This window comes from Thauera sp. K11 (genome assembly GCF_002354895.1).
GTDB lineage: Bacteria > Pseudomonadota > Gammaproteobacteria > Burkholderiales > Rhodocyclaceae > Thauera > Thauera sinica.
In genome coordinates, this window is sequence record NZ_CP023439.1 from 3,054,215 (window position 1) to 3,077,521 (window position 23,307).

Annotated in this window: 25 protein-coding genes; 9 read left to right on the forward strand and 16 right to left on the reverse strand. The window is 70.3% G+C overall.

The window, feature by feature from the left end; all coding sequences use genetic code 11:
- Positions 1 to 75: 75 nt before the first annotated feature.
- The 7 genes from mch to CCZ27_RS13280 all read right to left on the reverse strand — a co-directional run bounded on the left by mch (position 76) and on the right by CCZ27_RS13280 (position 5,881).
- Positions 76 to 1,086 (reverse strand): methenyltetrahydromethanopterin cyclohydrolase, encoded by a 1,011-nt coding sequence (mch, locus tag CCZ27_RS13250; RefSeq protein WP_096448868.1) that lies wholly within the window; start codon positions 1,084 to 1,086, stop codon positions 76 to 78.
- Positions 1,087 to 1,173: 87 nt separating this feature from the next.
- Complete coding sequence (locus tag CCZ27_RS13255) at positions 1,174 to 2,079, reverse strand: NAD(P)-dependent methylenetetrahydromethanopterin dehydrogenase (protein WP_096448870.1); 906 nt, start codon at positions 2,077 to 2,079, stop codon at positions 1,174 to 1,176.
- A 70-nt stretch (positions 2,080 to 2,149) separates the two neighbouring features.
- Positions 2,150 to 3,217, reverse strand: a complete 1,068-nt coding sequence (locus tag CCZ27_RS13260; RefSeq protein WP_232516398.1) for a beta-ribofuranosylaminobenzene 5'-phosphate synthase family protein — start codon at positions 3,215 to 3,217, stop codon at positions 2,150 to 2,152.
- 132 nt (positions 3,218 to 3,349) lie between these two features.
- Positions 3,350 to 4,282, reverse strand: coding sequence for a triphosphoribosyl-dephospho-CoA synthase (locus tag CCZ27_RS13265; protein ID WP_096448874.1), 933 nt, complete (start codon positions 4,280 to 4,282; stop codon positions 3,350 to 3,352).
- Positions 4,282 to 4,668, reverse strand: coding sequence for a 4a-hydroxytetrahydrobiopterin dehydratase (locus CCZ27_RS13270; RefSeq protein WP_096452547.1), 387 nt, complete (start codon positions 4,666 to 4,668; stop codon positions 4,282 to 4,284). Before CCZ27_RS13270 ends, CCZ27_RS13265 begins: the two co-directional genes overlap by 1 nt.
- Before the next feature lie 14 nt (positions 4,669 to 4,682).
- A complete protein-coding gene (locus CCZ27_RS13275) occupies positions 4,683 to 5,018 on the reverse strand; it encodes a hypothetical protein (protein WP_096448876.1) in 336 nt (111 codons plus the stop codon).
- A complete protein-coding gene (locus CCZ27_RS13280; protein ID WP_157748580.1) occupies positions 5,018 to 5,881 on the reverse strand; it encodes an ATP-grasp domain-containing protein in 864 nt (287 codons plus the stop codon). Before CCZ27_RS13280 ends, CCZ27_RS13275 begins: the two co-directional genes overlap by 1 nt.
- Before the next feature lie 274 nt (positions 5,882 to 6,155).
- Here CCZ27_RS13280 and CCZ27_RS13285 point away from each other — a divergent pair, with 274 nt between their 5' ends.
- The 7 genes from CCZ27_RS13285 to CCZ27_RS13315 all read left to right on the forward strand — a co-directional run bounded on the left by CCZ27_RS13285 (position 6,156) and on the right by CCZ27_RS13315 (position 12,560).
- A complete protein-coding gene (locus CCZ27_RS13285) occupies positions 6,156 to 7,979 on the forward strand; it encodes a methanol/ethanol family PQQ-dependent dehydrogenase (RefSeq protein ID WP_096448880.1) in 1,824 nt (607 codons plus the stop codon).
- Positions 7,980 to 8,253: 274 nt separating this feature from the next.
- Positions 8,254 to 8,646: a c-type cytochrome gene (locus tag CCZ27_RS13290; RefSeq protein WP_096448882.1), complete on the forward strand. Its 393-nt coding sequence runs from the start codon at positions 8,254 to 8,256 to the stop codon at positions 8,644 to 8,646.
- Between the two features lie 79 nt (positions 8,647 to 8,725).
- The gene (locus CCZ27_RS13295) at positions 8,726 to 9,577 is read left to right on the forward strand and encodes a quinoprotein dehydrogenase-associated putative ABC transporter substrate-binding protein (protein WP_232516399.1); all 852 of its coding nucleotides are present in this window, start codon (positions 8,726 to 8,728) and stop codon (positions 9,575 to 9,577) included.
- 77 nt (positions 9,578 to 9,654) lie between these two features.
- A complete protein-coding gene (locus CCZ27_RS13300) occupies positions 9,655 to 10,353 on the forward strand; it encodes a hypothetical protein (RefSeq protein WP_096448886.1) in 699 nt (232 codons plus the stop codon).
- Positions 10,350 to 10,715, forward strand: coding sequence for a hypothetical protein (locus tag CCZ27_RS13305; RefSeq protein ID WP_198363121.1), 366 nt, complete (start codon positions 10,350 to 10,352; stop codon positions 10,713 to 10,715). Before CCZ27_RS13300 ends, CCZ27_RS13305 begins: the two co-directional genes overlap by 4 nt.
- An 8-nt stretch (positions 10,716 to 10,723) precedes the next feature.
- A complete protein-coding gene (locus CCZ27_RS13310) occupies positions 10,724 to 11,695 on the forward strand; it encodes a quinoprotein relay system zinc metallohydrolase 2 (protein ID WP_232516400.1) in 972 nt (323 codons plus the stop codon).
- 16 nt (positions 11,696 to 11,711) lie between these two features.
- Positions 11,712 to 12,560 (forward strand): quinoprotein dehydrogenase-associated SoxYZ-like carrier, encoded by an 849-nt coding sequence (locus CCZ27_RS13315; RefSeq protein ID WP_096448892.1) that lies wholly within the window; start codon positions 11,712 to 11,714, stop codon positions 12,558 to 12,560.
- 66 nt (positions 12,561 to 12,626) lie between these two features.
- On the opposite strand, the gene CCZ27_RS13320 is transcribed toward CCZ27_RS13315, so the two are convergent.
- A complete protein-coding gene (locus tag CCZ27_RS13320; protein ID WP_096448894.1) occupies positions 12,627 to 13,175 on the reverse strand; it encodes a DUF3280 domain-containing protein in 549 nt (182 codons plus the stop codon).
- Between the two features lie 63 nt (positions 13,176 to 13,238).
- Here CCZ27_RS13320 and CCZ27_RS13325 point away from each other — a divergent pair, with 63 nt between their 5' ends.
- Together CCZ27_RS13325 and CCZ27_RS13330 are read left to right on the forward strand one after the other, a co-directional pair.
- Positions 13,239 to 14,153 (forward strand): MBL fold metallo-hydrolase, encoded by a 915-nt coding sequence (locus tag CCZ27_RS13325; RefSeq protein WP_157748581.1) that lies wholly within the window; start codon positions 13,239 to 13,241, stop codon positions 14,151 to 14,153.
- A gap of 194 nt (positions 14,154 to 14,347) precedes the next feature.
- A complete protein-coding gene (locus CCZ27_RS13330; RefSeq protein WP_096448898.1) occupies positions 14,348 to 15,895 on the forward strand; it encodes a diguanylate cyclase in 1,548 nt (515 codons plus the stop codon).
- 72 nt (positions 15,896 to 15,967) lie between these two features.
- Here the strand turns inward: CCZ27_RS13330 and CCZ27_RS13335 are convergent, their stop codons facing one another.
- From CCZ27_RS13335 to CCZ27_RS13370, 8 genes are all read right to left on the reverse strand, one after another.
- On the reverse strand, positions 15,968 to 16,516 hold the full coding sequence (locus CCZ27_RS13335; protein WP_096448900.1) for an SRPBCC family protein: 549 nt from the start codon (positions 16,514 to 16,516) through the stop codon (positions 15,968 to 15,970).
- Between the two features lie 32 nt (positions 16,517 to 16,548).
- The gene (locus CCZ27_RS13340; RefSeq protein WP_096448902.1) at positions 16,549 to 17,358 is read right to left on the reverse strand and encodes a lanthanide ABC transporter permease protein PedC; all 810 of its coding nucleotides are present in this window, start codon (positions 17,356 to 17,358) and stop codon (positions 16,549 to 16,551) included.
- 17 nt (positions 17,359 to 17,375) lie between these two features.
- Entirely contained in the window at positions 17,376 to 18,623 is a 1,248-nt protein-coding gene (locus CCZ27_RS13345; RefSeq protein WP_096448904.1) for a lanthanide ABC transporter ABC transporter substrate-binding protein PedA1, read from the reverse strand.
- Between the two features lie 53 nt (positions 18,624 to 18,676).
- Positions 18,677 to 19,663 carry a PQQ-dependent catabolism-associated beta-propeller protein gene (locus CCZ27_RS13350; RefSeq protein ID WP_096448906.1) on the reverse strand — a complete coding sequence of 329 codons (987 nt, stop codon included), beginning with the start codon at positions 19,661 to 19,663 and terminating at the stop codon, positions 18,677 to 18,679.
- 97 nt (positions 19,664 to 19,760) lie between these two features.
- Positions 19,761 to 20,519: a lanthanide ABC transporter ATP-binding protein PedB/LutE gene (locus tag CCZ27_RS13355; RefSeq protein WP_096448908.1), complete on the reverse strand. Its 759-nt coding sequence runs from the start codon at positions 20,517 to 20,519 to the stop codon at positions 19,761 to 19,763.
- Complete coding sequence (locus CCZ27_RS13360; protein WP_096452549.1) at positions 20,512 to 21,273, reverse strand: ABC transporter ATP-binding protein; 762 nt, start codon at positions 21,271 to 21,273, stop codon at positions 20,512 to 20,514. Before CCZ27_RS13360 ends, CCZ27_RS13355 begins: the two co-directional genes overlap by 8 nt.
- A gap of 2 nt (positions 21,274 to 21,275) precedes the next feature.
- On the reverse strand, positions 21,276 to 22,139 hold the full coding sequence (locus CCZ27_RS13365) for an ABC transporter permease (RefSeq protein ID WP_232516401.1): 864 nt from the start codon (positions 22,137 to 22,139) through the stop codon (positions 21,276 to 21,278).
- On the reverse strand, positions 22,136 to 23,125 hold the full coding sequence (locus CCZ27_RS13370) for an ABC transporter substrate-binding protein (RefSeq protein ID WP_096448910.1): 990 nt from the start codon (positions 23,123 to 23,125) through the stop codon (positions 22,136 to 22,138). Before CCZ27_RS13370 ends, CCZ27_RS13365 begins: the two co-directional genes overlap by 4 nt.
- Between the last annotated feature and the right edge of the window lie 182 nt (positions 23,126 to 23,307).

Sequence of the window (23,307 nt, forward strand, 5' to 3'; positions counted from 1 at the left end):
CGCTGCGCGACACCCTCCCCGCGGGCGGAGGCATGCCCCGCCGGACGGGCGGGCGGGAGCACGGCCGGCTCCCTATCACGATTCCTCCAGCCACAGGCTGCGCAGCAGGGCCATGTTCAGGCTGCCGGCGTTCCAGGTGCGGCCGCTGTCGAGGTTGCTGACCCACGCTTCGGCCGGGGCGAAGAGCGCCGGATCGATCTTGTAGAAGTCGTATTCGTAGTCGCGGAAGATGTCCGCGAACGAGCGGCCGTAATCGCGCGAATTCAGCGACGGCAGGCGCAGCGCCAGATCGTGCGCCGCCTCGTCGCTGCCGCGCACCGACAGGTGGACGCGGCCGCCGTACAGGATCGCGTCGTTGGTCCGCCCCATGGCGATGCCACCGTCCGGGCTGGGGGCGGGCAGCGGCGCCGACGCGCTGCCATCGACGATGTCGTGCAGCGCGAAACCGAGTTCGTGTGCCTTGTGCATCGCCACTTCCAGCACCCGCGCCACCACCTGCGTGGTGCCCGCCAGGCTGGACGTGGGCGTCAGCACCAGAACCAGTTGCCGAGGCGCGAGAGCGCAGTCGCGCAGGATCTTGTCGATCACCACCGCGGGCGGGCGGCGATCGACCTCGAGCACCAGCGCCACCGGCGCACCGTCGTCGGGCCGGTCGCGGTAGCCCAGTTCGGCAAACAGCTCTTCGCGGCCGGCCAGCGCGCGCGCCGGCCCGGAGCCGAGCGAGAAGAACTTCCGCCCGCCGGCCTCTTCCTTGCCCGCCGACAGGCTCCAGCCCGCGTACTGGCTCGCCAGGCAGGCGAGGACGGGCTGCGGGCTGGCCACTTCCAGCCAGTCGGGCCAGCCGTCCGCGGCGCGCGCGGACAGCCTCACCGAACCCAGCCCGCCCATGCAGATCTCGCCGATCGCCACGCCCGCGGCCACGCTGCCCGGCGCGTCGATGCCGGCATCGACCAGCGTCACGCCGTCCTCCAGCCGCTCCACCCGCAACCCGAGCGGGCCCGCCCCATCCAGCAGCGCCGCCACGCGCGGCGCCGCCAGCCGATTGACGCTGAGCCCGCCCCACCCGTCCTGTCCGCCGTCACCCATGTGCCTGCTCCGCCATCTGCCTGTCCTGATCTCGCCGCGGCGGCGCCATCCGCACCGCGCCACCCCGCTGCCGTCCGCCCTTGCCGTTCAACCCTTCTCCGCCACGATCTCGCGCGCCTTGGCGAACGCCTCGCGAAAGCCGAGATACAGCGGTTTTTCCGCATTGCGCATCGCCGCCAGCAAGCGGTGCTCGGTCTGGTACTTGACGTTGCCGACCGCCAGGGCGCCGATCCCCACCGCGCGGCCGTCCGCCAGCGCCTTGCCGTCGTCCATGACGCCGACGCCGGCGATGCCTTCGGGCGGCACCGCATTGACGTCGGCCGCCACCAGCAGGCGGACGGCGGCGGCGCGCTCGTCCACGCTCACCACCTGCACGCCGGCCGCCGCGGTGGCGAGCACCACGTCGGCCTGCGCGAGCGCCTCGCGGCGCGCCTGCGGCCCGGGGAGCCCGGCCCCGTCGAGCCTGCAGCCGAAGCGCTCGCCGGTCGCCTTCGCCGCCTCCTGCGCGGTCGCCGCATCGCGGTGGCTGGCCAGGGTGACCTCGGCGCCGAGGCCCGCCGCGAGCACGCCGGCGATGCGCCCCACCGTCCCGCTCCCTCCCAGGATCAGCACGCGCTTGCCGGCGAAATCGGTGTCGTGGCTGCGTTGCAACTGGCGTTCGACGCAGGCGACAAGCGCCGCGGCGGTGGTGTAGGAACCGCTCGGGTCGGCGATGACCGACACCTCGAACGGCGGCACCATCGCCTTGCGCGCACTCTCCAGCATGTCGGCGGCGAGCAGCACGTCGCGCCCGCCGATGAAGATGCCGGTCGCCTTCACCCCCTTGGGGCCGCGCGAGAAGATCGCGTCCTGCGTCAGCCCGGCGACGTCGCCGGCAACGACCCCGCAATACGGCACGACGACCTGGTAGCCGGCGTCGACGGCCATGTTGATGTCGAACGGGCTCATCTGCCTGCCCGGCGTGAACATGTGCAGGATGTAGGTGCGTTCCATCGTTGCATCCCTCTGGATTGAAAGAAGAAGCCGGCGCCGGCCCGCCTGCGCGGACCGTGCGCGGTGCGGCTCAATCGCCCGGATCGGACCGGAAGTCGGCCGCGGCGCAGATCCGCGCGCCGTGGTTGCGCCCGCCCGCGATCAGGATGCGCAGGGCCGGATCGACGACCCCCGCGCCGCGCGCCGCGTCGACCGCACGCTCGGCCTCGTCCTCGCCGGGCAGGATGGCGAACCCCGTCGGCCCCCAGGAACTCTGGCCCACCGCGGCGAGCCGATGGCGCGAAATCCAGTCGATGACGCGCCCGACCGCCCGGCTGGTGTACATCGAACCGCCCTGCGCCGGGGCGAAATAGCCGCCCATCAGGCGCTGGATGGCGCTCACGCCCTCGGCGAAGGGTGCGAAGTCGCGTTCGATGGCGCCGGGCAGCACCCGCATCAGGACCTGGTGGCAGATGTCGGCCGCCCGCTCGCGAGGAAACGGCGGCAGGGCCGCCATGGCCTCGCGTTCGGCGCTGCCGCACAGGCCGGTGGCGCGTCCGTCCAGCACCAGGACGACCCGCCACGCCTCGGGAAATTCGATACGGGAGACCAGCGGCGCGGCCGAGCCGTCGGCGCCCGGGCCGCAGTCGAGCAGCAGGCCGCCGCGGTCGAACCCGGCGATGCCCACCCCGGAGCGCTCGCCGCGGCCGAGCAGCCCGGCGATGTCGGCGCTGCCCATGTCGAGCCGGTGATGACGCGCGAAGGCATGGCCCAGCGCCAGCGCCAGTTGCGTGCCGGAACCGAAGCCGGAATGGGCCGGCGGCGCGCGCAGCAGCGTCACCCGCAGCGGCAGGTCGCGTCCGGTGCGGGCCTGCAGCGTGTCGAGATGGCGCTGCAGGCGTTCGCACTCGGCCGCATCGACGCCGGCGGCGACCTCCACCCGGTTGTGCGCGGCCGCGGCGATGCCGATGCGGGTATTCAGCCCGCCGATGACGAGGCCGAGGCTGGCGTAGCGCCGGCCGAGGCTTCCGCCCGGGTCCATGAAGCCCAGATGAAGCCGCGCCGGCGCATCGACGATCAGCGCATCGGGGCCGGGCGCATGGGCCACCTGGCGGATCATCTCGCGGGTTCGGCGTGTGAGTGCGGCATCGGGAGACATCTTGCGGCAATCCTCGGGCGATCGATGTTGCGTGGGCGGCCCAGCCGCTCAGCAAGATCCAGTCCACTCCACGGCCCGCCGGCCGGCGCGGGCGGCACGGGTCCGCCGCAGGCCCGTCTCATGCGTCCCGTCTCATGCCTTCCGCGCCCGGCGGCCGATCAGCGCGGGGCGGAGCAGCGCCGCCATGAACAGGGTGCACACGGTCAGGTCCGCGCTGGTGCCGGGGTTGAGCCCGCGCTGCTTGAGCGAGGCATCCCAGGCCGTGAAGGCGGCGCATGAGCCCGCCGACTCATCGCGCTCGAGCCTCGCCAGCCAGGGCGCGGCCTCGGCCTGCACCGAGCGCGCCGCCGGCAGCCCGGACTTGCGCACGATGTGCGAGTCGGGAAAGGCCGACAGAAAGCGCAGGAAGAGCCGCTGCACGCACGCAGCGAGGTCGCCGCCGACATCGGTCTCGCGCAGGAAGGGGCGCAGGCCCGCGATCGCCAGGTCGTCGAAGCCCCGGGCGTACTGGCGCGCGATCATGTCGCGGTCGGCGGCGAGCGCCATGGCAGACTTCAGGTCCATGGTCGGCGGCACCGACACGTCCTGCTCGCCCACATTGCCCAGCCCCCCCGGACTGGCCAGGGCGATGGCGCGGTAGGCCGCGCACGCATCGGCGACGTCGAGCCCGTCCAGCACCCCGCCCAGCGCCCCGAGCAGGGCCGCCTCGCCCTTCGCCGCCGCGCGCTCGGCGGCAAGCGCCACCGGCGCGCACAGCAGCACGATGCCCAGGTTGGTGTTGCAGCCGGCCACCGCGCGCGTGGCGACGACGGCGCCCTCGATGCGCGCGCCGACCGGCGCGCCGGTGCGCAGCAGCGGCCCGGCCGACGCCGCCGCGCTGGAGAGGAACTGCACGGCCGCCATGCCGTGCCCGGCCGATGCGAGGCTCACGTTGCCCGGCTTGAACACCGCCACGTCCCGCATGCAGGCCCACAGATAGGCGGCGTCGGCATCCCGGTAGAGGTCCCCTGCACCGTTCGCCCGGCCGCCGGACGACCCATCGTCGGAAAGTGTAGGAAAAACCATCAGCGGTACTTGATGTAGCTGAAACGGGGGTCGTCGGGCGTCCCCTCCAATGCACCGCCTTCCTTGCCCGGCTGCCACATCACGACCTCCTCGATCTTCTTCGCCAGTTCGAAATCCTTGTCGGTGACACCCTTGGCCGCATGGTTCATGAGCTTGACGATCACGAAGGCGTAGGAGGCGGCGATGTCGGGGTGATGAAACGCCGCCTCGGCCAGATGGCCCACGGTGTTGATCACCATCAGCGTCCCCTTCCAGCCGCCGGTCCTGTACTTGCGCCGGATCCAGCCGTTCTCGTAATACCACTCGGGCAGTTCCGCCGCGAGGCGTGCCTTGATCTCGTCCTCGCCATAGGGTTCATCCTTTTCCTTGCTGCGCCACTGTGCCATGTCCTCGTCCTCCTTCAGTCCGTGCCTTCCGGCCCGCATCGCCGCGAAGGGGCAACCTCCGCCAGCCTGTCCAGCACCTCCCGGCGGCGCCCGGCCAGCAGATGCTCGACCTCCTCCACGCACTCGCCGTCGGCGCTCACGCTGCACACCGGGTCGCCGCTCCCATGCGGCGTGCCGGCGGCCGGCAGATCGCGGCACCAGCCGCGGCCCGCCATCCACGCCGAGCATGCCGCATCGACGCGCCCGGCACGCCGCGCGAACACCACTTCGCTGCCGCACACGCCCCGTGACGGCACGAACGCCAGTTCGCCGGGCGCCGTCCCCCGGCACACCGCCACGTGCGCCAGCATCAGCCCCCGTTCACGCAGCGGTCGAACAGCGCGACGCTCGCGGTCGGCCGCGGGTTGAGTTCGATCAGCACCGGCTCCCCGGCCCGCAGCACGAAATCGATGCCGTTCAGGCCGATCAGGCCGAGTCCCGGCACGACGCGATCCAGCATCGCCGCCAATGCTTCCTGCGCTGGCGGCGGCAGGCCGACCGGCCCCACCCCGCCCCGATACACGAAGGCATGCCCGCCGAGCGGGCGGACGATCTGCCGCGCGATGCCGGCGATGCGCCAGTCCCGCCCATCGGCGAGAAAGAGCACCGACAGCGGCATGCCCTCGATCCGCCGCTGGAAGTAGCGCCCGACGCCGCACGCCGGCCCGGCCGCCGCCGCCGGGCGCACGTGCCAGCCGCCGCAGGCGCGCGCATCCTTCGCCAGCCAGCCCTCCGGCTGCGCGGGCCGGGAGATGCTCACCTCGGCATGCGGCACCTGCCGCGCCGCAAGCCAGGGGTAGAACCAGCCCGGCGTGCGGACCCGCCGCACCAGCTCCGGCGCATTGCCGAAGAGCGGCAGGACGGAGGCGCCGCGCGCGATCAGGTCCGGCCGCGCCTCGAAGCCGCTGCCCGCCACCCAGCCCGCCACGTCGTTCTGGCGCGCCAGCAGCGCGAGCGCATCGAGGAAGGCCGCATCGTCGAAGCGCAGCGCCCCGGCGCTGCCGATGCCGTGCCACGCCTCCGCAGCCGCGCGCGTATCGCCGTCGCCGAAGAGATCGAGCGCCACCACCGCGCCGCCGCCGCGGGCGACCGATTCCGCCATCATGCGGGCCGACATGGCCGCAACCGCCACGCGGATGCGTCCGGATGCGTCACTGCCGATCGATGCCGCCACACGCATTCCTGTATCAAAAAGTAGCACTTGCCCCACTTTGCAGCAAAGCGCCGAACACTTCTCCGGCACATTCGGCACCGGATCCGCACCCGGGCATTTTTCCCGGCCTGGTCAGTCGCTTTCCGCTCCGGCCGCCCATCTGCGGATTCTGGCACAGGCTTTGCATCGACATGGCTGCTGTCGTTTGGAACCCGCGCTCCGCATGCCGCGGCGGGGCCTCCGGTCTTTTCATGTGGCGATGTCGCATGTTGTTCATAAAGAGAGGAGACAAAAAATGAAACGTTCCGGAACACCTGCACGGCTTGCACCGACCGTTCTCGCCGCCTCGCTGGCGCTGGCTCTTCCCGGCGTCGCGCTGGCCAACGCCGACCTGGAATCGAAGATCGCCAACCCGAAGAACTGGGCGATGCAGGCCGGCGACATGTTCAACCAGCGCTACAGCAAGCTGAAGCAGATCAACACGGGCAACGTCGGCAAGATGCAGGTCGCATGGACCTTCTCCACCGGCGTGCTGCGCGGACACGAGGGCTCGCCGCTCGTCATCGACGGCATGATGTATCTGCATACGCCGTTCCCGAACAAGGTCTTCGCCATGGACCTCGATACGCAGAAGATCGTCTGGCGCTACGAGCCCAAGCAGGACCCGTCGGTGATCGCGCAGATGTGCTGCGACACGGTGTACCGCGGCCTCGCCTATGCCGAAGGCAAGATCTTCCTGCAGCAGGCCGACTCCACCCTGGTCGCGCTGGATGCCAAGACCGGCAAGCAGATCTGGAGCGCGGTCAACGGCGATCCGAAGCTGGGCGCGGTCAATACCAACGCGCCGCACGTGTTCGGCGACAAGGTCCTGACCGGCATCTCCGGCGGCGAATGGGGCGTGCGCGGCTTCGTCGCCGCCTACGACATCAACAGCGGAAAGCTGGTATGGAAGGCTTACAGCACCGGCCCCGACAACGAGATGCTGATCGATCCGGACAAGACCGTGACCTGGACGGACGGCAAGATGGCGCCGGTCGGCAAGGATTCTTCGCTGAAGACCTGGAAGGGAGACCAGTGGAAGATCGGCGGCGGCACGACCTGGGGCTGGTACAGCTACGACAAGGCGACCAACACGGTCTACTACGGCACCGGCAACCCGTCGACGTGGAACCCGTCGCAGCGCCCCGGCGACAACAAGTGGTCGATGACGATCATGGCCCGCGACATGAACACCGGCATGGCCAAGTGGGTCTATCAGATGACGCCGCACGACGAGTGGGACTTCGACGGCATCAACGAGATGATCCTTGCCGACATCGACGTGAAGGGCAAGCCGACCAAGGCGCTGGTCCACTTCGACCGCAACGGCTTCGGCTACACGCTGGACCGCGTCAGCGGCGAACTGCTGGTGGCCGAGAAGTACGATCCGAAGGTCAACTGGGCGACGCACGTCGACATGAAGACTGGCCGCCCGCAGGTCGTCGCCAAGTACTCCACCGGGCAGAACGGCCCCGACGTGAACACCAAGGGCGTCTGCCCGGCGGCCCTCGGTTCCAAGGACCAGCAGCCGGCATCGTTCGACCCGAACACCAAGCTGTTCTACGTACCGACCAACCATGTCTGCATGGACTACGAACCGTTCGAGGTGAGCTATGTCGCCGGACAACCGTACGTGGGCGCGACGCTGTCCATGTTCCCGACGCCGGACAGCCACGGCGGCATGGGCAACTTCATCGCATGGGACGCGGGCAAGGGCAAGATCGTGCAGTCCAAGCCGGAGAAGTTCTCGGTGTGGAGCGGCGCGCTCAACACCGCGGGCGGCCTCTCGTGCTTCGGCACGCTCGAGGGCTACCTGAAGTGCGTCGATGCCAAGAACATCAACAAGGAGCTGTACAAGTTCAAGACGCCGTCGGGCATCATCGGCAACGTGTTCACCTATGAGCACAAGGGCAAGCAGTACATCGGCGTGTTCTCGGGCATCGGCGGCTGGGCCGGCATCGGCATGGCGGCAGGGCTGGAGAAGCCGACCGAGGGCCTGGGCGCGGTGGGCGGCTATCGCGAACTGGCCGACTACACGCAGCTCGGCGGTTCGCTGACGATCTTCGCCCTGCCCAACTGAGGCGCAAGGCCGGAGCGATCCGGCCCCGGGGGATGCCCCGCGGCATCCCGGCTGCCGGGCCCGATAGTTGCATGGAGGGCCCGGCAGCCATGCCGGAAGCCACGAGCTCCGGGCCGGGTTCCCGGCTCGAATCAAGTGTCACGGACAGCAAGAGGAAGGCGACGGCCCGCCGCGGCGGATGCCCCGCCCGCGGGCGCGGCCGGCCCGTATCAAACCACAGGCGCCGGGCCCATGCAGCCACGGCGCGTCCGCAGCAAGCGAGGAGGATTCACCCATGAAGTACGCGATGTTGTTGTGTGCAGCACTGATGATCGTCGGCGGCCCCGTCCATGCTGCGGATGATCAGAAACCGCTGTACACCGTGATCGACGGCAACAAGGTCGACGCGAACACGCTGAAAGGATTCCGCACCTGGCGCGCCGCGGCCTGTGACCGCTGCCATGGCGCGAACCAGGAGGGCCTGGTCGGCCCTTCGCTCATCGAAAGCCTGAAAGTCCTGACCAAGGAGCAGTTCGTCCAGACGGTGCGCGACGGCAGGCTGGAGAAAGGCATGCAGAGCTTCGGCAACAATCCCAACGTGATGGACAACATCGACAGCCTGTATGCCTACCTGAAAGGGCGCTCGGACGGCGCCATCACGCAGGCCAAGGTCCAGCCGATGGAGTGAGCCCGGAGGAGCGACGATGACCCCAATGCCAGAGAGGCCGGCGGGACGCCATCCACGCAGGGCCGGACGGATCGCCGCCATGATCGTCGCCGGCATCGCCGCCGCGCTGGCGAGCGGCGCCGCCGGCGCCCAGGAGCGTGCGCCGGCGCCGGAGCGCAAGGCGCTGCGCGTCTGCCAGGACCCGAACAACCTGCCGTTCGCCAACGACAGGCAGCAGGGTTTCGAGAACCGCATCGCCGAGCTGTTCGGCAAGTCGCTCGACCTGCCGGTCACCTACTACAACTACCCGCAGCGCTTCGTCTTCATCCGCAACACCCTGCGCTACAAGCTGCCGGGCGAGGACTATCCGTGCGACATCATCATGGGGCTGCCGGTCGGCTTCGGCCAGGCGTCGGTGACCAGGCCCTATTTCCGCTCGCCGTACGTGCTGGTGTTTCCGGCTGGCAAGGGGCTGGACGACGTGCGCAGCAGCGACGACTTCCTGGCGCTCGGCCCGGACAGGCTCGCCGGGCTGAAGATCGGCGTGTTCGACCAGTCGCCCGCCTCGCAGTGGATGGCGAGGCACAACCTCGTCGACCAGGGGGTGCCGTATCACACGATCAACATGGAGATGGACTACTACCCCGGGCGCATCATCGAGCAAGACCTCGCATCGGGAAAGATCGACGTCGCGATCGTGTGGGGCCCGGTCGGCAGCTACTACGGCAAGGTGGCCGCGAAACAGCCGATGCACGTCGTGCCGATCCGGTCCGAGCCGGGCATCCCGATGGAGTTCTCCGTCGGCATGGGCGTGCGCTATGGCGAGCCGGAGTGGAAGAAGCAGGTCGAGCAGTTCATCGACGCGCATCGCGCCGAAATCCTGTCCATCCTCGCCGAATACCGGGTGCCCCTGAGCAAAGAGCCGCCCGCGGCGGCCGCGGACGGACGATGAGCATGCCCGCCCGGCGCTCACCTCCCGGCTGCGGCCGCCCCGTCCAGGCAGGGCCGTCGGGGATCGTGCCGGGGCGGATGCTTTCCCGCCTTCTCCTGGGCCTCGCCGTCTGCCTGCCGGCGCTGGCGGCCCGCGCGGAGCCGGCACCCGATTACTCCGCCGCCGAGCAGTTGCTGTTCGTGGACGAACATCTCGCCGCCGAGCGTCCGCCGACGACCCTGCGCTACGCGTTCCGCAAGTCGGGCAGCCTCGAAGCCCCGTTCGAGGACACCGTCAGCATCGCGCTCGGCCCCCGGCCGGACGGCAGTTGCTGCACCGCCGCGGGCGAATTCCTCAGCGGCGCGCACAGGCTCGCGCTGCCGCAGATCGACGAGGCGCGCTCGAACCCGGTGATCCTGTATTTCCTCGAGCACGACGTGCGCGACATGCAGCGGCTGACCAAGGGGCAGCAGGCGCATTTCCGCAAACGCATCCGCATGGCGGTCTACAACGGCGCACAGGTGCAGCCGGCCACCTTCCGCTACCGCGGACGCGCGGTCGACGGCCAGGAGGTCACCATCTCGCCGTATGAGGACGATCCGTCGCGGGCGCGCTTCGAGCGCCTCGCCCGCAAGCACTACGTCTTCATGATGTCCGACGCCGTTCCCGGCCGCGTGTACGGCATCCGCAGCCGGATCGACCGCGCCGACGACGCATCTTCGCCGCCGCTGATGGTCGAAGAGATGTACATCGACGGCGCCGATGCCGTACCCCGCCCCCGAGAGGAAACCCGATGAAACCCGGCCCGTTCCTGCCATTCGTGCTTGCAATGCTGCTGGCTCCGCCGGTCTCGGCGGCCCGCCCCAACGACTTTCCGACGCAGGAGCGGGTGCTCTACGTGCAGGAATGCATGCAGCAGCATCCGGGCGACGGCTACGAGATGATCAGCAAGTGCTCCTGCGCGCTCGACGCCGTCGCCAGCGAGATCGGCTACGACGAATACACGACGCTGCACACGGCCACGCTGGCGCAGCGCATCGCGGGCGAGCGCGGCGCCGTGCTGCGCGACAACACCGCCGTCGGCAAGGAAGTGCGGCGCCTGCGCGAGATCCAGGCCCGCGCCAACAAGCATTGCTTCATCGACGCCACGGCGAAGTAGGCCGGACGATGAGCACTCCCCGCGCGGCAATGCGCCGCCCGGCGATATCGCCGGGCGCGCTGCTGGCCGCCGTCATGCTCGCCGCCGGCGCGGTCCATGCAGGGGAAGCCGCCGTCGAGCCGCTGCCGATGACCGAGATCGCGCCCGGCGTCCACGTCCACCACGGCAGCCATCGCGCCTGGTCGGCCGGCAGCGCGAGCGACGTGGCCAATCTCGGCGTCGTCGTCGGCTCGCGCTGCGCCGCGGTGATCGACACCGGCGGCAGCCCCGCGCTGGGCGAGCGGCTGCGCGCCGCGATACGGCGCCTGACCGCACTGCCCGTGTGCTACGTGATCAACACCCACGTGCATCCCGACCACGTGCTGGGCAACGTCGCGCTGGCGGGCGGCAGCCCCCCGCCGGAATTCGTCGGGCACGTGCGGCTCGGCCCCTCGCTCTCCGCGCGCGCACCCTACTATCTCGAAGCCTTCCGCCGCGAATCCGGGCAGGCACTCGCGGCGGAAACGGTGGTCTACCCGACGCGGACGGTAGCGGAGCGGGCGACGCTCGATCTCGGCGAACGCCGGCTGCAACTCAGGGCGTGGCCCACCGCCCACACCGACAACGACCTGACCGTCTACGACGAACGCACGGGTACGCTGTTCACCGGCGATCTGCTCTTCATCGGCCACCTGCCGGTCATCGACGGCCGGCTTCGCGGCTGGCTCGAGGCGATCGGCGAACTCAAGGCCCTCGACGTGCAGCGGGCGGTCCCGGGCCACGGCGACACGACCGCCGACCTTCGCCGGGCGATCGCGCCGCAGGAAGCCTACCTGTCGGCCGTGCGCGACGGCGTGCGCGCCGCGATCAAGGCTGGAGTACCGATGTCGCGCGCGGTCGACGAACTCGCCGGCACCGGCACCGCGGGATGGCAGCTCGCAGCCGAATTCCACCGCCGCAACCTGACGGCCGCGTATGCCGAGCTGGAATGGGAAGACTGATGCGCAGGAGGCAGGCATGAATCCGAATCGCAGAAGGCTGATCGCGCTTCCCCTGCTGCTGGCCCTGGGCAAGATGCTGCACGCCCAGCCCGCCGGCAGTGCCGACCCGGCGCTCGACGCGGAAGCGAATCCGATGTGGCTGCAGGTGCGCGACAGCCTGTTCGCCGGCCGGGCGATCCACACCCCGGCCGACGACGTGCTGCAGCTCGAAGCCCCGGCGCGCGCCGAAGACGCCGCGATCGTGCCGATCGCGGTGAGGACGCGGCTCGCCCAGACCGACGCGCGCTACATCCGCAGCATCTACCTGATCATCGACAACAACCCTTCCCCGCTCGGCGCGATATTCCACTTCACGCCGGCAAGCGGGCGCGCCGACATCGAGACGCGGGTCCGCATCGACGCCTACACGCACGTGCGCGCCGTCGCAGAGACCAGCGACGGGCGGCTCTACATGAGCACCCGCTTCGTGAAGGCATCGGGCGGCTGTTCCGCGCCGCCGGGCAAGGACGCGCAGGCCGCCCTGGCCACGCTGGGCAGGATGCGGCTGCGCATCGATGGCGAACCGGCGGCCGGCCGGCCCGTGCTCGCGCAGTTGATGGTGAGCCACCCCAACCACTCGGGGCTGGCGATGGACCAGCTCACGCGGCACTACACGCCGGCGCACTACGTGCGCACCGTCCGCGTCAGCTATGCCGGCGAGCCGGTGATGAGCGCCGAGGTCGATTTCTCGATCAGCGAGAACCCCAATTTCCGCTTCTACTTCCAGCCCGCGGGCCAGGGAGAGCTGAAGGCGGAAGTGGTCGACAGCAATGCGCTGCGCTTCGAGACCGCGCTGCTGGTGCAACCCTCGAAGAGCACCAACTGAGCATGTGGGCACGATGCTGCCAGCGTGTGCGGGCGGCGCGCTCGCACGCCCCGGCGCGCCGCCCGGTCAGCCGCCGGGCAGCTTGCCCGCCTGGCCGCGCTCGGCCAGTTCGCGGACCAGGAAGCGCATGCCGCGCATCCAGGATTCGTCGGTGTTGCCGCGGATGTCGACCGACTTGACGAAGACCACCCGCCCGCTGCCGGCATCGCTGATCTCCACGTTGATGTTGAGGATCAGGTTGCTGACCTTCTGCACCCAGCCCACCGCCACCAGGCGCACGCCGGCAGCCTTGCCGAGTTCCGTCTTGCACGGCGGGCAGTCGTACAGGAACTCGCGCTGCGCCCTCAGCCGGGCAAGAGCATCCGCCGCCGCCCCCGGCGCCGCCACGCGATAAAGGCCATGCGACTCCACCCCGTCGACGAACTGGCCGCGGATCGCCGAGAGGCGCCGCTCTTGATCGGCGGCGCGGGCCGGATCGGGGTGATCGTCGATCAGGTCGAAGGGCGCCACCACCAGCGCCGGCGCCTCGGCCCGGACGGACACCGCCGCCAGCAGGCCGGCCAGCAGCAACACCCGCCCCGGCCATCCCGTCCAGGTCCCTTTCCGTTCGTTCATCGCCTGCTCCCCTTGCTCCGGGTTCGACTGAAGGATGCGCTGCCGCGTGCGCGGCGGGCCGCGATGCTCGTCGCCTGCCTGACGGCGGGCCCGGCGCTCGCGGCGGAGACGGCCGCGCCGGTCGTGACGCCTGCCGGGAACGGCATCTACACGATCATCGGAAGCACGAACGAGGCCAGCCCCGAAAACCGCGGCAGGGTCGGCAACGCCGGCTTCATCGTCGGCCCCGATGGCACCGTCGTCATCAATACCGGAAGTTCCTACCGCCATGGCCGCGAGCTGCTCGAGGCGGCGGAGCGCATCGGCGGCAAGCCGGTGGTGCTCGCGGTGATCACCCAGCCGCTGCAGGAATTCATCATGGGCAGCGCGGCCTTCGCCGAGCGCGGAATCCCGCTGCTCGCCCACGAGGCCGCCGCGCGGCTCATCGGCGAGCGCTGCGAGCAATGCCTGCGCAACCTCACGCGCCTGCTCGGCGCGCAGGCGATGCGCGGCACCCGCGTGGTGGTGCCGGCGCGTACGGTTTCGCAATCCGGCGACATCGAGGCCGGCGGCCGCCGGCTGCGCCTGCTCCACTTCGGCTGGGGCAGCACGCCGGGCGATCTCGCGGTGCTCGATCCGGCCAGCGGCACCCTCTTCGCCGGGGCGCTGGTGTCCGTCGGCCGCATACCCGACCTGCGCGACGCCGACGTCCGGGGCTGGCTCGATGCGCTCGACGCCCTCGGCAAGCTGTCGCCACGCACCCTGGTCCCCGGCTACGGTCCGGTGGCGGACGCCGGCGCGCTCGTGCCGGTGCGGCACTACATCGAGCGGCTCGCCGAAGAGGTGCTGGCGAGGCAGCGGGGCGGCGCGAGTCTGTACGAAGCGATACGCGATACCAGGCTGCCCGGGTTCGCGGACTGGGCACTCCATGCCGTCCTGCATCCACGGAACGTGCACAGGCTCTACCTGCAGTTCGAGAACGAGGAGCTGAATCCTTGATCGCCCCCGGCCCCGGTCCGCGCGGCACCGCGGGGCGTCCCGGCAGCGGAAGTTGCGGGAAAAACGCAACAGCGGCGGCGGCGCGGCAGGGCACGCCATCAACATGACCGCGCACCATCGCCGCACGCTTCGGTAACATCTCGGTTTCCGCGGCCATGTCAGTCCGCGGCAGAGGACATCAGCGAACCCACACCATGCCGTCGAGCAGTTCTCCCACCGATCTGGCTCCCGCACCCTGCCCGTTCTGCCATTCGCCGCACACCTTCGTTTCCGGCGACGCCGCGGGACGATGGGCCATACACTGCCGCGACTGCGGCGCCGCCGGTCCGGGCGGCGCGGATGCCGGCGAGGCGGTGGCGCGCTGGGTGCGCGCCAGGGAGGGCGAGGAACTGCTGCGCACCGTCATCGACGAGTCGCCCGACATCATCCTGATGAAGGACTGGAACGGCCGCTTCCTGCTCGGCAACATGGCACTGGCGACGCTGTACGGGACGACGCCCGACCAGTTGGTGGGCAAGGACGACGGCCATTTCAACCCCAATCGCGAGCAGGTGGACTTCTACCTGCGGAACGTGCAGAGCGTGATGCTGGGCGGCGAAACGCAGTTGGTGCAGGAAAGCTCCACGAACGCCGAGACGGGCGAGATCCGCCATTTCCATTCGATCAAGAAGCCGCTCCGCGGCCCGGACGGCGAGCACCGCATCCTGGTCATCGCGCACGACGTGACCGACCTGCAGCGCGCGCACAAGGTCATCGAGGAGCGCGAGCGCAGCTACGCCTACGCCATGGCGGCGGCCGGCGAGGGCATCTGGGACTGGGACATCGAGCGCGGCCTCGTCACCCACAATGCGAGCTGGTGCGCGCTGCTGGGCTTTCCCTTGAGCGATCTGCGGCATCCGATCGAAGTGTTCGCATCCCAGTTGCACGAGGACGACCGCGAAGCGGTGCTCGCCGCCATCGACGCGGCAAAGGCCGAGAGCGGGCGATACCGCCACGAACACCGCATGCGCAGGACCGACGGCAGCGTGATCTGGGTGCTCGACCGCGGCGAGGTCGTCGAGCGCGGCGCAGACGGGCGGCCGATGCGCATGGCCGGCTGCGTGACCGACATCACCGCGCGCAAGCGCGACGAGCAGGCCCTGCACAAGGCGACCGAGGCGCTGGCGGAGATGAACGCCCGGCTCGAACAGAAGGTGGCCGAACGCACGCAGGAACTGGCGCGCGCCAACGTGGAACTGCGCCTGCTCGCCCGGCGCGATGCGCTCACCGGGCTGCCGAACCGGCTGGCCGGCAACGAGCGGCTCGCCGACGAGTTCGTCCGCATGAAGCGGTCCGGCAACCCCTACGCCGTGCTGATGATGGACCTCGACCATTTCAAGTCCATCAACGACTCGCACGGCCATGCCGCCGGCGACGCGGTATTGCGCCACGCCGCCGACATCCTGAAGCAGTCGATCCGCGAGAGCGACTTCGTCGCCCGCTTCGGCGGGGAGGAGTTCCTGGCGGTACTGCCCGCGACCGATCTCGACGGCGCGCGGCGCGTCGGCGAGAAGATCCGCTTCGCCATCCAGGCGAGCCCCACCCCGGTCGTCGGCAGCCTGTCGATCAGCCTCGGGCTGGCGCTGGCCACGCCCGACCACGACGACGTGGACGTCGCCATGCGGCGGGCGGACCGGGGGCTCTACCAGGCCAAGCATTCGGGACGCAACCGCCTGGTGACCATGCCGCCGATCCCGTTCTGACGGCGGCGTCCGGAACCGCATCGAAGACGCACGGCCGCCCCGCCGTCTCCCGTCCGGGGCGCGCCTTTCCGCTCAGCGGCCGCCCTTCTCCATCTCGCTCTTCAGCGCTTCCAGGCCGGACTGGTAGATGCCGGTCACCGCCTTGATCGCGGCGTCGTCATTGAGGTCGGGCGGCGGGTCGTTGTTCGGGAAGCCGCGGTAGAAGCCGCCCCGCCACTCGACCTTGCTGCTGGCGGGGCCGGTCGGGGTGACGGTGATGGTCGACGCGTAGTTCGTCACCGGCAGCACCGCCACGTCGACGTTGGTGATCTTGTACATGTAGCTCATGTTCTCGGCGCTGTACTTGTTCAGTGCCTCCTCGATCGTCGCCTTGCCGTCGCCCTTGAGCGTCAGCAGCCGCGTCGCCTGCGGCGCGTTGCCGCCGCTTCCCCGGGTGCCGGCGACCGCGGGATGCCAGGACATGTCCTGGAAATCGCCGATGCGCGCCCACACCTTGTCCGCCGGGGCCTGGATGTCGACGCTGTGCTCGATCTTGAGCCGGGCCGGGCCGTGGGCGGGCGCGCCGCCTGCGGCGACGCCGCAGGCGGCCGCCAGAACGAGATGCCTGGTGGTGATGATCATTGCTCCTCCGCTGCCGGATGTTCGTATCGTTGTCAGCCCGGCTTGCCGGTGCGTTTCAGCATGCCGCGCTGGGGGTCGTACCCCCATGCGGCCAGCAAGAAGAATGCCACCAGGCAGCCCGCGACGATGGACAGCGACACGGCCGAGACCTGGCCGTAGAGCGCGAAGCGGATCGCCTCCACCGCATGGGTGAAGGGGTTCCACTGCGCGACGAAGTGGATCGCCTCGGCCCCCGACTCTTCCAGCTTCCACAGCGGATACAGCGCCGGCGACAGGAAGAACATCGGGAAGATGACGAAATTCATCGTCCCGGCGAAGTTCTCGAGCTGGCGGATCTGCACCGACAGCAACAGGCCCAGCGCGCCCAGCATCATGCCGCTCAGCACCAGCACCGGCAGCGCCTGCAGCCAGCCCATCCACGGCACGGCGACGCCGAACAGCGCCGCGATGGCGAGAAAGACGTAGGCCTGCAGCACCGACAGCAGGGTGCCGGCCAGCAGCTTGGCCAGCAGCAGGTACCAGCGCGGCAGCGGCGCCGTCAGCAGCAGGCGCATCACCCCCATCTCGCGGTCATAGACCATCGCCAGAGACGACTGCATGCCGTTGAACAGCAGCACCATGCCGAGCAGGCCGGGCACGATGTAGACCTGGTACGGGATATAGGTGTCGTAGGGCGGAATGATGGAGACGCCGAAGACGTTCTGGAAGCCGGCGGCGAACACCACCAGCCACAGCAGCGGGCGCACCAGCGCCGAGGCGAGGCGGCCGCCCTGGCGGACGAATTTCGCGATCTCCCGGCTGGTGACGGCCTGGAGCGCGAGCAGGGCATGAGCGGGTCTCATCGGGAAGGTCCGGTCGGTCAGAACTTGCAGCGGCTGTCGCGCCGGTCGAAACCCAGCGTGTCCATGTTGTTGGTCTGGTGCAGGAAGCCCTGGATCGGCGCGCGCTCGATCACCGCGTTGTGCGTGGCGAGCAGGACGGGCTGGCGCAACTGGCCGTCCCACGGCCGGAAGCCGAGACGGTTGCCCTTGAAGCCGTCGATCGTGATCTCGTCGCCGCCGATGTACTTCGCCAGCGTGCGGAAGTCGCCGCCGTTGGTCCGCACCACCGCCTCCACCACCGCCTTCACCGCGATCCATGCCGCCCAGTCGGGGCTCGCCATGCGGCGCGAGGCTTGCTTCTCGAGCCGGCTGTTGAGCTGCGGCGCGCCGTGGCGCTCCCATGCCCAGTGCCACGCCTCGGCCACCAGCCCCTCGCTGCCCACCACCGGCCGCGGACGCACGGTGCGGTAGGGCACGCTGCGCGCGAACTCGCCGTCGGTGTCGGCGACGAACACCGCGTCGTAGTCGGGGCCGGCGGTGAGCAGGCCGACGTTGCCCTGGTCGCGCTGGCGCGGATCGTTGCTGAGCAGGAAGGCGCGCTTGTCGGCGATCTTGAGGCCGAAGCGCCGCGCCGCATTCTCGAACGCGGCGGCAACGAGCTTGTCGTCGGGCAGGGGCCCCTCGAGCAGCAGCACCGTGCGCCACTTGCGCGACACCAGGTACTGCGCCATCGCGTCCGCCTGCATCGCATGGTTGGGGATGGTGTGCAGCAGGTTGGGCTGGCACTGCTCCTGGCGCAGCGCGTCATCGGCGGCCGACACGTTGAACAGCAGCAGTTCGCGCCCGCGCACCGCCTGCGCCACCTGGGCCACCACCGCGCCCGGCGCGTCGATCAGGAAGAAGCGCACGCCGGCGGCATGGAGCTTGCCGATCTGCTCCACCAGCCCCTTCGCATCGTCGGCCTGCGCACGCTCGAGCGCGAATTCCGCGCCCACCGCCTGGCCGACGAAGCGCGACTCGCGCAGCGCCACCTCGGCGCCGGCCACCGGCCGGCCGAGCGGACGGGACAGGCTGCGGAAATAGGTCTTCTCCTCGTCGTAGCGGGCGTCCCGGCCGAGTTCCAGGAAGCCGAACTTCACCTGCGCGGCATGCGCGGGCGCGCCCGGCAGCAGGCCCGCGGCCGCGGCGCAGGCGAGTGCCGCGAGCGCGGGCGCACGACGGCCGGCGGCGAGGCGAATGCCGCCGGCCACTGCGGCCAGGCGGCGGGCGATGTGTCGGATCGGCATGCGGGCGGTTCCTCCTCGTGTTCCGAAGTCGCGAAATGCGGGCCGCCGGGCCTTCAGTCGTCGGCCACCACGCCGTACGGCACGCGGCCCACCGGCACCGACTTCAAGACCTTCAGGGATTTCGTATCGACGATGGACAGGTCGTCGGACAGGCCATTGACGACGTAGAGCAGGCTTTCGTCGCGGCTGAGCTGCACGCCCCACGCCCGGTTGCCGACCAGCACGTAGCCCTTCACCGTCCGCGCCGGCACGTCGATCACGGCCACGTGGTTGGCGCGCCCCAGCGTGGCGTAGGCCGTCTTGCCGTCGCGCGTCATGACGAGGCCGACCGGCGTGACGTCGTCCTTGCGAAAGCCCCTGGGCTCGAATGCGACCGTGCCCTTCACCTTGTGGGTCGCGCCGTCGATGATGCTGATCGACGCCCCCAGTTCGTTGGTGACCCAGACTTCCGCGCCGTCGGGCGTGATCGCGAAGCGGCGCGGGCGGTTGCCGACGATGACGTTGGCCAGGATCTTGTTCGTCGCGGTGTCGATGACGTGCACCATGTTCGCCACCTCGGAGGTCACGTAGGCGCGGCTGCCGTCGGGGCTGACCCTGACCCCCTCGGGCTCCTCGCCGACCTCGATCTTGGCGATGGTCTTGCCGGAAGCGAAATCGACCACCGACACCTGCGCGTCTTCCTCGTTCGACACGTAGATGCGCTTGCCGTCCTTGCTGAAGTCGAAGGCTTCGGGATCGTCGCCCACCGGTATCGTCCGCGTGACCGCCAGCTTCGCGACGTCGATCACTTCCAGCCGATGCTTGTTGCTGGCGATCACATAGACCTGGGTTCCGTCGGCGCTGAGCTTCATGTCGCGCGGCCGCTCGCCGGTCGGGATGGTCTTCACCACCGCGTAGGTCTTGCCGTCGAGCACCGTCACCGCGTTGTCGTTCTCGCTGCTGACGAAAAGGTAGCCCGTGCCCCTGGCCTGCGCGCCACCGTGCCCCGGCGCCAGCAGCGCCGTGGCGAGCATCGTTGCGAACACCGTGTTCTTCTTCATGGTTCCAGTCTCCTCGCGGCCGTGGAAAGGCGCCGCCCGTGGTTTCGTCCGCCGGTCTCTTCCGTCTTCGCCGGCATCCGTGCCCCTATGTGCCGGCTCACGCCGGCGCCGCTTCCCGATGCCCGGTCATGCCGAGGAATGCCTCGGCGAGGCTGGCCGCGCCCGCCGCCGCGACGAGGCTGGCGGGCGTGCCTTCGGCCAGCACCTTGCCGGCATCGAGCACGACCACGCGGTCGGCCTCCTCCGCCTCCTCGACGAGATGCGTGGCCCACAGCACCGCGACGCCATCGCGGCGCAGGGCCAGCACCTCGTCCAGCAACTGGCGCCGCGACGCCGGATCGAGCCCGACGGTGGGTTCGTCCATCAACAGCACCGACGGGCGGTGCAACTGGGCGCGCGCCAGCTCCACCTTGCGCCGGTTGCCGCCCGACAGCGCGCGCACCGGCTCGTGCATGCGCTCGGCCAGCCCGAGCCGCGCCAGCGCCGCGGCGATGCGCGTGCCGGCCTCGCGCCCGGCGATGCCGTGCAGCCGGGTGTGGAAGCGCAGATTGGCCTCGACGCTGAGATCCATGTCCAGCGTGGTCTGCTGGAACACGACGCCGATCGAGGCCAGCGCCGCGACCGGGCTGCGTCCGATGTCGTGGCCGCAGACGCGGATCTCGCCGGCATCGGCGTTGAACAGGCCGGTGAGCAACTGGAACATCGTGCTCTTGCCCGCACCGTTGGGGCCGAGCAGCGCGACGAACTCGCCCGGGCGGATCGCCAGGCTGACGCCCTTCAGCGCCTCGCGCGGACCATAGGACTTGCGCACCCCGCCCAGGCTGAGGATGGCGTCGTCGGACGGCGTTTCAGGCATCGATCTCGGGCTCCTGGGTGGTGAGTCCGGCAAGCAGGTCCGGGTGCTGCGCCAGCAGCCGCTCCCGCAGCGCGAGCACCGCGGCGTCGTTGGGCGCGCGCGGCCGGGGCAGCGAAACCGGCACCTCGAGCACGACCCGCCCCGGCGCGGCGGACAGAAAGCAGACACGGTCGGCGAGCGCGATCGCCTCGCGCAGGTCGTGGGTGACGAACACTACCGTCGACCGCCGGCGCTGCCAAAGCCCGACCAGCATCGCACGCAGGCGATCGGCCGTCGGCGCGTCGAGCGAGACGAAGGGCTCGTCCATCAGCAGCAGCGCCGGCTCGATGACGAAGGCGCGCGCCAGCGCCACGCGCCGCTGCATGCCGCCGGACAGGCGGCCGGGGTAGGCGTGCAGCACGTCGCCCAGTTCCATCGCCTGCAGCAGTTCGATCGCCCTTTCCCTTTCGCGCTGCGGATCGGCGGTCACCAGCAGCACGTTCTCCAGCACGCTGAGCCAGGGCATCAGCCGCGGCTCCTGGAACATCACGCCGATGCCCTTGCCCGGCGTCCGGCCTTCCAGCGTCACGCGGCCGTCCATGTCCGCATCCAGGCCGACGACCAGGTTCAGCAGCGTGCTCTTGCCGCAGCCCGACGGACCCACCAGGCACACGAACTCGCCCGGCTGCGCCGTCAGGTGCAGATCCTGCAGCGCCACGTGGCTGCGGCCGCCGCGGTCGGGGTAGATCTTGCGGGCGATGTCGATCTCGAGCACCTTCAGCCCCTCCATGCGGTCAGCCGGCGCTCCAGCGGGCGCAGCAGCAGCGCCTCGATGAGCAGCACCACGGCGGCGAACACCAGCGTGTAGGCGAGGATGCCGGCGATGTCGAAGAACTGGAAGAACACGTTGAGCTGAAAGCCGATGCCGTTGCTGCGCCCGAGCAGCTCCACCACCAGGACGATCTTCCAGATCAGCGACAGGCCGGCGCGCGCGGCCGCCATCAGGTAGGGATGGAGCTGCGGCAGATAGACCCGGCCCAGGGTGCGCCAGCGCGGCAGCCGGTAGGCCGCCGCCACCTGCATCAGGTGCGGGTCGACGGCGCGCGCGCCCTCGCGCACGGTCACCACCACGGTGGGGATCTTGTTGATGGCGACCGCGACGATGGCCGCCCAGTCGTTGAGGCCGAACCACACGTAGCACAGGATGATGGTGACCAGCGCCGGGATGTTGAGGCCGAGCACCAGCCAGGTGTCGAGGAACATGTCGAGCCGCCGCCATTGCCCCATCGCGATGCCGATCACCGTGCCGATCGCCATCGCCAGCAGGAAGCTGACGCCGACGCGCGACAGCGTGATCCCCAGGTGCCGCGGCAGCGCGAACGATGCCACTTCGGCGAGCAGCCGCTGGAAGACGGCGCCCGGCGTGGGCAGCGTGGCGCTCTGCAGCACCGCCGCCGCCAGTTGCCACGACAGCAGGAAGACCACGATCGAAGCCAGCCGCAGGCCCGCGCCGCCGCCCGGGACGCCCCGCGGCGGGGCGTTCCCCGTCGCCGCGGCGCCGGCGGCAGCGTGCCGCTCTACCGCTCCACCGCGCGCGCGGGACGTGCCGGCGTCGCGCAGACCTTGCCCGCTTCCCGTCACCGATCCCCACCCGCCTGCCAGAAGGTGCCCGGCGCCAGGGTTTGCGCGTCGCCCACGAGGTCCCGGCCGCCGACCGCGGCAAGGATGGAGAACACCTGCCGGGCGGTGCTCTCCGCCTCCGCGGCCGTGCCGCGCGGAATCCCCGCGCGATAGCCGGCGCGCAGCGCCTCGAACGTGGCCGGGTCTTCCGCCCGCATCACCGGCCGCAGGGCGGTCCAAATGCCGTCGGACTCCAGCATCAGTTTCTTCGCCGCCGCCGATGCGCGCAGGAAGCCCTCGATCGCCGCCGGATTGGCCTTCGCCCAGTCCTCGCGGAACACCCAGCCCACCATCGGCAGTTCGGACCGTACGCCGAGCCCGGCGAGGATGTCCTGCATGCTCAGCATCTCGCGCATGCCCGCCGCCTGCAGCCGGGCGTTGTAGTGCCAGTAGTTGAGCACCGCGGGAATCTCGCCGCCGAGCGCGAGCTGGTTGAGCAGCGGCGGCGCGGCGAAGTCGGTGCGCACGAAGGTGGCCGCATCCTCGCCCACCGTCTTGCGGGCATAGGCGCGCAGCAGCAGCCAGCTCTTGCCCAGCGCGCCGCCGGCGATGCCCAGGCGCTTGCCGCGCAGGTCGGCGAACGAGCGCAGGCCGGCATCGGGCCGCACCATCACGCCGCCGACGGCGAGCGAATAGGGCACGAAGGCATAGGCGCGGCCTTCCGAGCGCTGCCGCGACACCCAGATCCAGTCGTTGACGATGACATCCACCGCATTGCCCTGGAACGCGACGTTGGCCGCATCGTTGACGGCCAGCGGCACGACCTCGACGCGCACGCCCTCGCGTTCGAGCAGTCCGGCCTTCTGCATGGCCTCGATCTCCCAGCTCACCGTACCGAACTGCAGCACGCCCACCCGCACCACCGCGGTGGCTGCGGCAGGGGCCGGCATCAGCATCGGCAGGCAGGCGGCGGCGAGCCATGCCAGCATCCGCGCCAGTCGCGCCATCGAATCCTTCCTCCAAGGTCTGCGGGCCTGGAGGCCCGTCTCATGGCCTTGGGAAAGCAGTCTCCATGCCATTGCCGCCATCCCGCGCCCGCACACCTCTTTCGCCGCGCAAGCGTGCTCGAAACTGCCCGCAATGCGCTCGGGTGTATCGATTGAGAGCAACTGTTCCGTAGTGGAGCACT